Annotated in this window: 10 protein-coding genes, 1 tRNA gene and 1 pseudogene; 7 read left to right on the top strand and 5 right to left on the bottom strand. The window is 41.7% G+C overall.

All coding sequences use genetic code 11. The features are described from left to right. Positions 1–213: pseudogene (locus tag LU635_RS07535) on the top strand (alpha/beta hydrolase); the annotation flags it as partial. 36 nt (positions 214–249) lie between these two features. Here LU635_RS07535 and LU635_RS07530 read toward each other — a convergent pair. Beyond that, a tRNA-Ala gene (locus LU635_RS07530) sits at positions 250–323 on the bottom strand. Between the two features lie 62 nt (positions 324–385). Here LU635_RS07530 and LU635_RS07525 point away from each other — a divergent pair. The 4 genes from LU635_RS07525 (at position 386) to LU635_RS07510 (ending at position 3320) form a co-directional block, all read left to right on the top strand. Beyond that, positions 386–886: a GNAT family N-acetyltransferase gene (locus LU635_RS07525; protein WP_240097771.1), complete on the top strand. Its 501-nt coding sequence runs from the start codon at positions 386–388 to the stop codon at positions 884–886. A gap of 39 nt (positions 887–925) precedes the next feature. Next, positions 926–2254, top strand: a complete 1329-nt coding sequence (locus LU635_RS07520) for an MATE family efflux transporter (protein WP_240097769.1) — start codon at positions 926–928, stop codon at positions 2252–2254. Between the two features lie 64 nt (positions 2255–2318). Next, positions 2319–3086 (top strand): enoyl-CoA hydratase/isomerase family protein, encoded by a 768-nt coding sequence (locus LU635_RS07515; RefSeq protein WP_240097767.1) that lies wholly within the window; start codon positions 2319–2321, stop codon positions 3084–3086. Positions 3087–3137: 51 nt separating this feature from the next. Then, the gene (locus tag LU635_RS07510) at positions 3138–3320 is read left to right on the top strand and encodes a hypothetical protein (RefSeq protein WP_240097765.1); all 183 of its coding nucleotides are present in this window, start codon (positions 3138–3140) and stop codon (positions 3318–3320) included. A 110-nt stretch (positions 3321–3430) separates the two neighbouring features. On the opposite strand, the gene LU635_RS07505 is transcribed toward LU635_RS07510, so the two are convergent. Continuing rightward, positions 3431–4084 (bottom strand): 2OG-Fe(II) oxygenase, encoded by a 654-nt coding sequence (locus LU635_RS07505; RefSeq protein ID WP_240097763.1) that lies wholly within the window; start codon positions 4082–4084, stop codon positions 3431–3433. A 99-nt stretch (positions 4085–4183) separates the two neighbouring features. Here LU635_RS07505 and LU635_RS07500 point away from each other — a divergent pair, with 99 nt between their 5' ends. Beyond that, entirely contained in the window at positions 4184–4633 is a 450-nt protein-coding gene (locus LU635_RS07500) for a 6-pyruvoyl trahydropterin synthase family protein (protein WP_240097761.1), read from the top strand. Between the two features lie 117 nt (positions 4634–4750). Beyond that, positions 4751–5509, top strand: coding sequence for a UDP-2,3-diacylglucosamine diphosphatase (locus tag LU635_RS07495; RefSeq protein WP_240097785.1), 759 nt, complete (start codon positions 4751–4753; stop codon positions 5507–5509). On the opposite strand, the gene recJ is transcribed toward LU635_RS07495, so the two are convergent. The 3 genes from recJ to rsmI form a co-directional block, all read right to left on the bottom strand. Beyond that, entirely contained in the window at positions 5506–7200 is a 1695-nt protein-coding gene (recJ, locus tag LU635_RS07490; protein WP_240097759.1) for a single-stranded-DNA-specific exonuclease RecJ, read from the bottom strand. The genes LU635_RS07495 and recJ overlap by 4 nt on opposite strands. 61 nt (positions 7201–7261) lie before the next feature. Then, a complete protein-coding gene (locus tag LU635_RS07485) occupies positions 7262–7828 on the bottom strand; it encodes a uracil-DNA glycosylase family protein (RefSeq protein WP_240097757.1) in 567 nt (188 codons plus the stop codon). Then, on the bottom strand, positions 7828–8499 hold the full coding sequence (gene rsmI / locus LU635_RS07480; protein WP_240097755.1) for a 16S rRNA (cytidine(1402)-2'-O)-methyltransferase: 672 nt from the start codon (positions 8497–8499) through the stop codon (positions 7828–7830). The genes LU635_RS07485 and rsmI overlap by 1 nt, the downstream gene beginning before the upstream one ends. Positions 8500–8504 lie beyond the last annotated feature (5 nt).

Raw genomic sequence — 8504 nt, 5'->3', positions numbered from 1 at the left:
TCTATTGGCGAAGCTGGTAATCTGTTCGAATGGAGCCCGGCACCAAAACTTCTGCTGGTAGAAAATGCAGACCACGTTTTTGGGACTAAACATCCGTGGAATGGCGAAGAACTTCCGAAGGAATTCAAACACGTAATCAAGAAAAGTATAGATTTTCTAAAAACCGATTCTAAAGAGTTATGGGACGAATACGGGGAATCTGATGACGATTAAAAGAAAAAACCACTGCTAAAAACAGTGGTTTTTTTGTGGAGAATATCGGAGTCGAACCGATGACCTCTACGCTGCCAGCGTAGCGCTCTAGCCAGCTGAGCTAATCCCCCAACTGGGAGCAAATGTAATAATTTTTCTGAAATATGGAAATCTTTTATTTTTCAAAAAATCCATGATTAAAAAAGCCAGACTCCATCAGCTTGCAGAGATAAAATCTCTCACTGAAGCCTGTGCCCGGGCTATGTGTGAAAAAGGAATATATCAGTGGAACGAACATTATCCTTCCCTGGAAAAACTCAAAAAAGACATTCAAAAAGAAGAGCTGTATGTCTTCGAGGAAAATGAACAAATTCTGGGCATCATTGTGATCACCGAAGATATGGATGAGGAATATATTCCTGTTGAATGGCTTAGCAAGACTAATTCAAATATTTATATCCACCGGCTGGCTACTCATCCGGAGGTTTGGGGAAAGGGATACGCTCAGAAACTAATGGATTATGCTGAAGACCATGCCCGGCAGCACACATTTGAATCGGTAAGGCTTGATACTTTCAGCCAGAACAAAAGAAATCAGAGGTTTTACCAGTCCCGGGGATATCAAAGACTGGGGAATATCTATTTTCCAAAGCAGAGTAAGCATCCTTTTTACTGTTACGAATTGCTTATTTAATTCCGGTCCTTCTATATTTGTTATTCATTAATAATTCCTTTGGCAGATTCAGTAAGTTTTAAAAATATAAACAAGATCGCCATTCCGGCTATTATCGCCGGGATTGCCGAGCCACTTATCTCGCTTACCGATATTGCGGTGATCGGAAATGTAGATGATAATTCTATTGAAGCCCTTGCTGCTGCAGGGATCGTAGGCTCTTTTCTTTCGGCGATCATTTGGATAGTTGCTCAGACCAAGACTGCAATTTCTGCCATTGTTTCCCAGCATCTTGGAGCCAGCCGCTTACATGCCGTGAAAACCCTCATTCCTCAGGCCATTGCATTTAATTTTCTGTTTAGTCTTCTCATCTATGGAGTAACTGCATTTTTTGCCAGAGCCATCTTTAGTGCTTATAATGCGGAAGGCCTGATTTTGCAATATTCCGAAGACTATTACCAGATTCGTGCTCTGGGTTATCCACTTACTTTGGTGACCTTTGCCATATTTGGGATATTCCGCGGACTTCAAAACACTCTGTGGGCCATGAAATGCAGTCTTACTGGTGCTGTGGTGAATGTTGCCCTCGATTATCTACTGGTTTACGGGATTGAAGGTATAATCCCGGCCATGCACCTGAAAGGAGCCGCCTATGCAAGTCTTGCGGCTCAGGCGACCATGCTCGTTATGGCTTTCTGGTTCTTCTTTAAAAAGACACCATTTCACCTTAAGCTCAGTTTCAATATAAATCCGCGAATGAAAGGCTTACTGCTTATGGCAGCCAACCTGTTCGTTCGTACTGCTGCCCTGAATTTCGCCATTTACCTCGCTAATGCCTATGCCACCGATTATGGTAAGAATTACATAGCCGCACAAAGTATCCTGATGAATATATGGCTGTTCTTTAGCTTCTTTATTGATGGTTATGCCAATGCTGGAAATGCAATAGGAGGGAAATTACTTGGGGCGCTGGATTATAAGAACCTTTGGGAACTCAGTAAGAAGATTAGTAAATATGCTGTGTTAATAGCACTCATCCTAATGGCCTTCTGTGCCTTGTTCTATGAACAGATAGGTTTGTTATTTAATAAAGAAGCGACGGTGCTTGCTTTATTCTCTTCCGTCTTCTGGATAGTCCTTATAATGCAGCCGGTAAATGCGATCGCCTTTATGTTCGATGGAATCTTTAAAGGCCTTGGCGAGGCAAAATACCTTAGAAACGTTCTTCTGGTGGCAACATTCCTGGGCTTTACTCCTACCCTGCTTATTTCCGATTATTTCGGATTGAAACTTTACGGAATCTGGATCGCTTTCTTCGTTTGGATGCTGATACGGAGTAGTACACTGGTTATCTATTTTCGCAGAAAATACCTGCATAAGGAAGTTTAGATTCTGTTAAGTAGGCTTCGGCTTTTACACAATATCCTTAACTTTGATAAAAACCGATAATTTTATGACCACCAGCCGCGAGAACGGAAGTTTATATACGAATATTGAAGATAAGATCGCAACCCTTGAATTCGGGCATCCTGCGAGCAATTCTTTCCCTTCGGAACTTCTGGAAAGACTCGAAAAAGAGATCGGGATGCTTTCCGAAGATGAAAATGTGAATGTCATCCTTCTGAGATCGGAAGGAGAAAAAGCATTTTGTGCTGGGGCCTCTTTTGATGAGCTTATCGAGATTAATGATCTGGAAAGTGGAAAAAAATTCTTTTCCGGCTTTGCCAATGTGATCAATGTTATGAGAACCTGCAAAAAACTAATCGTGGGCCGGGTGCATGGAAAAACAGTAGGTGGCGGAGTTGGATTGGTAGCCGCATGTGACTATGCCATGGCAACCGATGCTGCAGCCATAAAACTTTCGGAATTAAGCATCGGGATAGGCCCTTTTGTGATCGCCCCTGCGGTTGAAAGAAAGATGGGGATTGATGCCCTAGCAGAATTAAGCCTTGCGGCACATGAATGGAAAAATGCATACTGGGCAAAGGAAAAAGGCCTGTACGCCCGTGTTTTTGAGAACATAAAAGACCTGGATAAGGAAATTGATATCTTTACTTCAAAATTAGCTTCTTATAACCCAGATGCTCTGGCCGAAATGAAAAAGACACTTTGGAGAGGCACCGGGAACTGGGAGCATTTATTATACGAAAGGGCAGCAATCTCAGGAGAACTGGTACTTTCAGATTTTACCAAGCAGGCTCTTGCCAAATTCAAGAAATAGGTTTAGCTGCTTCCGGAGAAGACCTTCAGAAATTATTAAATTGAGATAGCGATGCAACAGGAACATTTACCAAAAGACAAAGATCCCACAGAGATACAGCAATGGGGCTGGACTTTAAGGGAGTTCATAACAGAAAATTTCTGGTACTTACTTGCAATATTGCTATTACTGGGCTTATTCTTTTATGCACGCTACAGATGGAGAGTAAGACATGAAAGAAACAACAAGAACTGATGGATCAGGATACCTGGGAATTTTTTAGTTTTTTAAGTGGCATGGGCTTCTGGCTTATCCTTGCCCTTATCCTTATTGGAGTCTTTGTTTATAAAAAATTCAAAAAATAATCAGCGGGTTTTTAACCAGCCGGTTATGCTTAAGCGGGGTACTTTAACAGGTTTCACCTCATGTTCGAGTTCCTGGCTTTCAAAGATCACCACTCTCCCGGGAAACGGGTAGATATTGATTTCCTCTTCTTTCCCGTTATCTTCAGTATAAATAGTGAGTTCGCCTCCGTTTTCGGGTTTCCAGTCCTCATCATTCAGGTAACAGACCATGGAAAGCTTCCTTCGGCCATCATTCTGAAACGTATCCAGATGCCGTTTGTAGAATGTCCCTTCAGGATACAGCGCATAATGGAATTCTTTGGTTAATATCCCCATAAAACAGGTTCGATTCAGGTAGTTAACCAGTGAATTTATCTTTTCAAAATAGATCTTTTCAGCCTCACCGGCTTTAGCCTCATTGATCCAGAGTATAAAATCACCACGAATGGATCTTGCAATGATCTCATTGGTACGATTTCCAATAGCTGCTTTTTTGAAATTGTCTTCTTCATATTTCTGTAACAGGCTTTCCCTCAAAATATTCACTTCAGCCTCTTCGAAGAAATTATCGATAATACTGTATTTTTTTTCTAAGAGATCTGAGATGATCTGCTCATAAAGCGGATTTTCCTTAAACTCCAGCTGTTCGAAAAGCTCTAAATCTTCCTGAATCATATCGGTGGAAATTTTGTAAATATACTCCAGAAATCAAAATTTGAATGTTAAAAATTCAGCCTCAAAAAATCGGTTATCTTTGTATCAAAAGTTTCCAAAATGAGTAATATTAGAATCACCAAACAATTCTCTTTTGAAACCGGGCATGCGCTTTATGGTTATGATGGCAAATGCAGGAATGTCCATGGCCACAGCTATAAACTGAGTGTAACGGTAATTGGAAAACCCATTACAGATAGTGAAAATGTGAAATTCGGCATGGTGATAGATTTTGGCGACCTGAAGAAAATCGTGAAATCAGAAATTGTAGACAAGTTTGATCATGCAACGGTATTTAATAAAAACACTCCGCACGTGGAACTTGCGGAGGAACTAAAAAACCGTGGTCATCATATCATCCTTGTAGATTACCAGCCAACCAGTGAAAACATGGTGATAGACTTTTCCGAAAAGATCAAAAAACACCTTCCATCGCATATAAGTCTCCACTCCCTCAAACTTCAGGAAACCGAATCTTCTTTTGCCGAGTGGTTTGCGAGTGATAATTGAGTTTATATGTCAAGCTGAACCTGTTTCACCTTCTTAGAAATGAGATCCTGAAACAAGTTAAGGATGACATTCGAACAAAAATCAGATTTCCATATCTTTACCACGAAGAAATCGTGTATGAACATTCCCCAGGGTAAAAAAATTTATTTTTCAAGCGACAACCACTTAGGAGCTCCAACTATGGAAGCCAGCCGGAAAAGGGAAGCCAGATTCGTTGAATGGCTTGATAAGGTTAAGGAAGATGCAGCCGCAATTTTCCTGCTTGGCGATCTCTTCGATTTCTGGTTCGAATATAAGCATGTGGTGCCAAAAGGTTTCGTTAGAACACTTGGTAAATTAGCTGAAATAAAGGATAGTGGAATACCTGTTTATTTCTTTGTTGGCAACCACGATCTTTGGATGGATGATTATTTTGAAAAGGAGCTTAATATTCCCGTTTATCATAACCCTCAGGAATTTGAATTTAACGGAAAGAGCTTTCTTATTGGACATGGTGACGGACTCGGCCCCGGAGATCATGGATATAAGCGAATGAAGAAAGTCTTTACCAATCCTTTTGCGCAATGGTTATACAGATGGTTACATCCAGATCTGGGAGTGCCGCTGGCGCAATATTTTTCGGTTAAGAATAAGGCTATTTCGGGTGAAGAAGATATGGAGTTTCTGGGAGAAGATAAGGAATGGCTTATTCAGTATTGTAAAAGAAAACTGGAATCAAAGCATTACGATTACTTCCTCTTTGGGCACCGTCATCTTCCTCTCGAGATCGACTTGAATGGCAAATCTACTTACATTAATACTGGTGACTGGATAAGTCATTATACCTATGCTGAATTTGACGGGAAGAACCTCAGCCTGAAAAAGTTCCAATATTAAACACTTTCTCTTATATCCTTAAGTTTAAGCTGAATCGTGGTATTCCCATTCCATGTATTTTCATCAAGGGAATAGACCGCATCAAATCTTTTATGATCCTTAATCAGGTCCAGCTTTGAACCCAGGTTAAAACCTATTACATCAATGGCAGGACCGTTTTCATCCTGTTTCACTTTGCATTTAAGATGTGTCTTATCTTCACCCACACATTTGCCATAGCCTGTATCTGTAAGCCCTCTGGTCAAAAATACCGGTGACATATTGCCCGGGCCAAATGGAGCGAATTGTTTGAGGATGCGATAGAATTTTGGAGTTATATCATTAAGGTTGATTTCGGCGTCTATTGAAATTTCCGGAGTAAGCAGCTTTCGATCGATACTTTCAGAAACCACTTCCTCGAATTTTCTTTTAAAATTCTCGTATTCTGATTCGAGCAAGGTTAAGCCTGCGGCATATTTATGTCCGCCAAACTGCTCAATATGATCCTTGCATCCTTCCAGGGCTTCATAAACATCGAATCCCTTTACCGAACGGGCCGAAGCTGCAAGCCTTTCCCCACTTTTAGTAAAAACAAGGGTTGGGCGATACCAGGTTTCGGTCAGTCTGGATGCCACGATCCCTATCACCCCTTTATGCCAGTTCTCACTATATACTACAGTAGTTAGCCTGTCTTCCTCGTTTTGTGCAATAATCTGCTGCTTGGCTTCTTCAGTTATCGTTTTATCTGCGCTACGTCTGTCTGTATTAAATTCTTCGATCTCTTCGGCATACTTTCTCGCGATTTCTTCATCTTCTTCAGTAAGAAGATTTACTGCATGCTGGCCATGTTTCATCCTTCCGGCAGCATTGATTCGGGGGGCCACGATAAATACGACATCGGTAATGCTCACGTTCTTCCGCTCACCGAGTAAACTGCTGATCCCTTTGCGCGGAGCGACATTGATCACATGAAGACCATGATACGCTAGTATCCTGTTTTCCCCTGTAATAGGAACTATATCGGCACCAATGGCCGTTGCTACCAGGTCCAGATAAGGAAGCAGGACCTCTTCAGGCTCCTTGTTCCTTTTTGAAAGTGCCTGAATAAGTTTAAATCCCACCCCGCACCCACAAAGTTCATCATAAGGATAATCGCAATCCTCCCGCTTGGGATCAAGGACAGCTACAGCTTCAGGAATCTGATTTCCGGGACGGTGGTGATCACAAATAATAAAATCTATCCCCTTCTCCTTTGCGTAAGCGACTTTTTCAATTGCCTTTATTCCGCAATCCAGGGCAATGATCAGGCTTATATCATTATCGGCCGCATAATCTATTCCCTGGTATGAAATTCCATAGCCTTCTTCATAACGATCTGGAATATAAGTCGCCACATTAGGATACCGGAATTTAAGATAAGAAGACATCAAGGCCACACTGGTGGTACCATCAACATCATAATCGCCGTAGACCAGAATATTTTCTTCATTTGCCATGGCCTGTTCTATACGCTGCACAGCAAGTTCCATATCCGTCATCAAAAAAGGATCATGTAGATCCTTCATTTCCGGACGGAAAAACTTTTTAGCCTCTTCAAAGCTTTCTATTCCCCGCTGAACAAGTAACCTTGCAACCGGCAGCCCAATTCCCAGCTTATCTGCCAGTGCATTTACGGTAATAGAATCGGGTTTGGGTTTTAAGGTCCAGCGCATAGAATTATATAAAAATGAATTTAGCCGAATGTAGTAAAAATCGGTTTACAGGAATTTATTTTTAAGCTAATATTTTCCTTATTTTCTTCTGAAGCTCGGGCACTACATTTTCCTCAAACCACGGGTTCTTACTGCGCCAGAAACGATTCACCGGAGAGGGATGAGGCAGCGGCCAGAATTCAGGCAGATAATCCTGATAATTATTAACCTTTTCGGTGAGATTCGATCTGCCAGGCAAATAATAGTTCGTGGCATAAGAGCCTATCACAATCTTAAGCCGTGTGTCTTCCAGCTCTTTCCAGACCTCTTCGTGCCACATGGGAGCACATTCCTTTCTTGGAGGAAGGTCGCCCGTCTTTGCCTTACCGGGATAACAAAATCCCATTGGCAGAATGGCAAAATTTTCGGTGTCATAGAAAGTCTCATCATCAACACCCAGCCATTCCCTTAATTTCTTCCCGCTCTGATCGTTCCAGGCTATTCCCGTTTCATGAACTATCCTTCCCGGCGCCTGACTTATAATCACGATCTTTGAATTTTTAGTAGCCTCAATAATAGGATTGGGACCCATTGGAAGATGATCTTCGCAAACCCTGCAATCCCTTATTTTACACAAGAGATCTTCCATCAGGATTTTCCTTCTACCACGACTACAATTTCACCTTTAGGCGGATGTGAAGTATAATACTCAAGCACTTCAGCTAAAGTTCCCCTAACAGTTTCTTCATGCATTTTGGTTATCTCTCTGGAAACGGAGACCTTCCGGTCTGCCCCGAAATATTCTACGAAATTGCTAAGAGTCTTTATCAGTTTATGAGGTGATTCGTAAAAAACCATGGTTCTTCTTTCCTCAGCTAGAAACTTAAGCCTGGTTTGTCTTCCTTTTTTTACGGGAAGAAAGCCTTCAAAGACGAATTTATCATTCGGTAAACCACTATTTACAAGTGCTGGAACAAAAGCGGTCGCTCCCGGCAAACAATCTACCTCAATACCAGCTTCCACACAGGCTCTTGTTAATAAAAATCCAGGGTCTGAAATGGCCGGAGTACCTGCATCGCTTATAAGTGCGATGGTTTCCCCGGCTTTGATTCGGGATACAATCCCTTCAACCGTCTTATGCTCATTATGCATATGATGGCTTTGCATAGGGGTTTGTATCTCGTAATGCTTCAGTAATTTTCCGCTGTTCCGGGTGTCTTCGGCAAGAATCAGATCGGCTTCCTTTAGAACTTTCACAGCTCTAAAAGTCATGTCCTCCAGGTTACCAATGGGAGTTGGTACCAGAAAAAGTTTTCCCATATACC

The sequence above is a fragment of the Christiangramia crocea genome (assembly GCF_022410465.1).
GTDB lineage: Bacteria > Bacteroidota > Bacteroidia > Flavobacteriales > Flavobacteriaceae > Christiangramia > Christiangramia crocea.
Note: the sequence above shows the minus strand (reverse complement) of the source record. Positions and strands in the feature narration are given on the sequence as shown.

Coding starts and splice junctions, on each gene's coding strand:
- LU635_RS07510 (WP_240097765.1), top strand. CDS start 3,138: ATGCAACAGGAACATTTACCAAAAGACAAAGATCCCACAGAGATACAG.
- LU635_RS07500 (WP_240097761.1), top strand. CDS start 4,184: ATGAGTAATATTAGAATCACCAAACAATTCTCTTTTGAAACCGGGCAT.
- LU635_RS07525 (WP_240097771.1), top strand. CDS start 386: ATGATTAAAAAAGCCAGACTCCATCAGCTTGCAGAGATAAAATCTCTC.
- recJ (WP_240097759.1), bottom strand. CDS start 7,200: ATGCGCTGGACCTTAAAACCCAAACCCGATTCTATTACCGTAAATGCA.
- LU635_RS07485 (WP_240097757.1), bottom strand. CDS start 7,828: ATGGAAGATCTCTTGTGTAAAATAAGGGATTGCAGGGTTTGCGAAGAT.
- rsmI (WP_240097755.1), bottom strand. CDS start 8,499: ATGGGAAAACTTTTTCTGGTACCAACTCCCATTGGTAACCTGGAGGAC.
- LU635_RS07515 (WP_240097767.1), top strand. CDS start 2,319: ATGACCACCAGCCGCGAGAACGGAAGTTTATATACGAATATTGAAGAT.
- LU635_RS07495 (WP_240097785.1), top strand. CDS start 4,751: ATGAACATTCCCCAGGGTAAAAAAATTTATTTTTCAAGCGACAACCAC.
- LU635_RS07505 (WP_240097763.1), bottom strand. CDS start 4,084: ATGATTCAGGAAGATTTAGAGCTTTTCGAACAGCTGGAGTTTAAGGAA.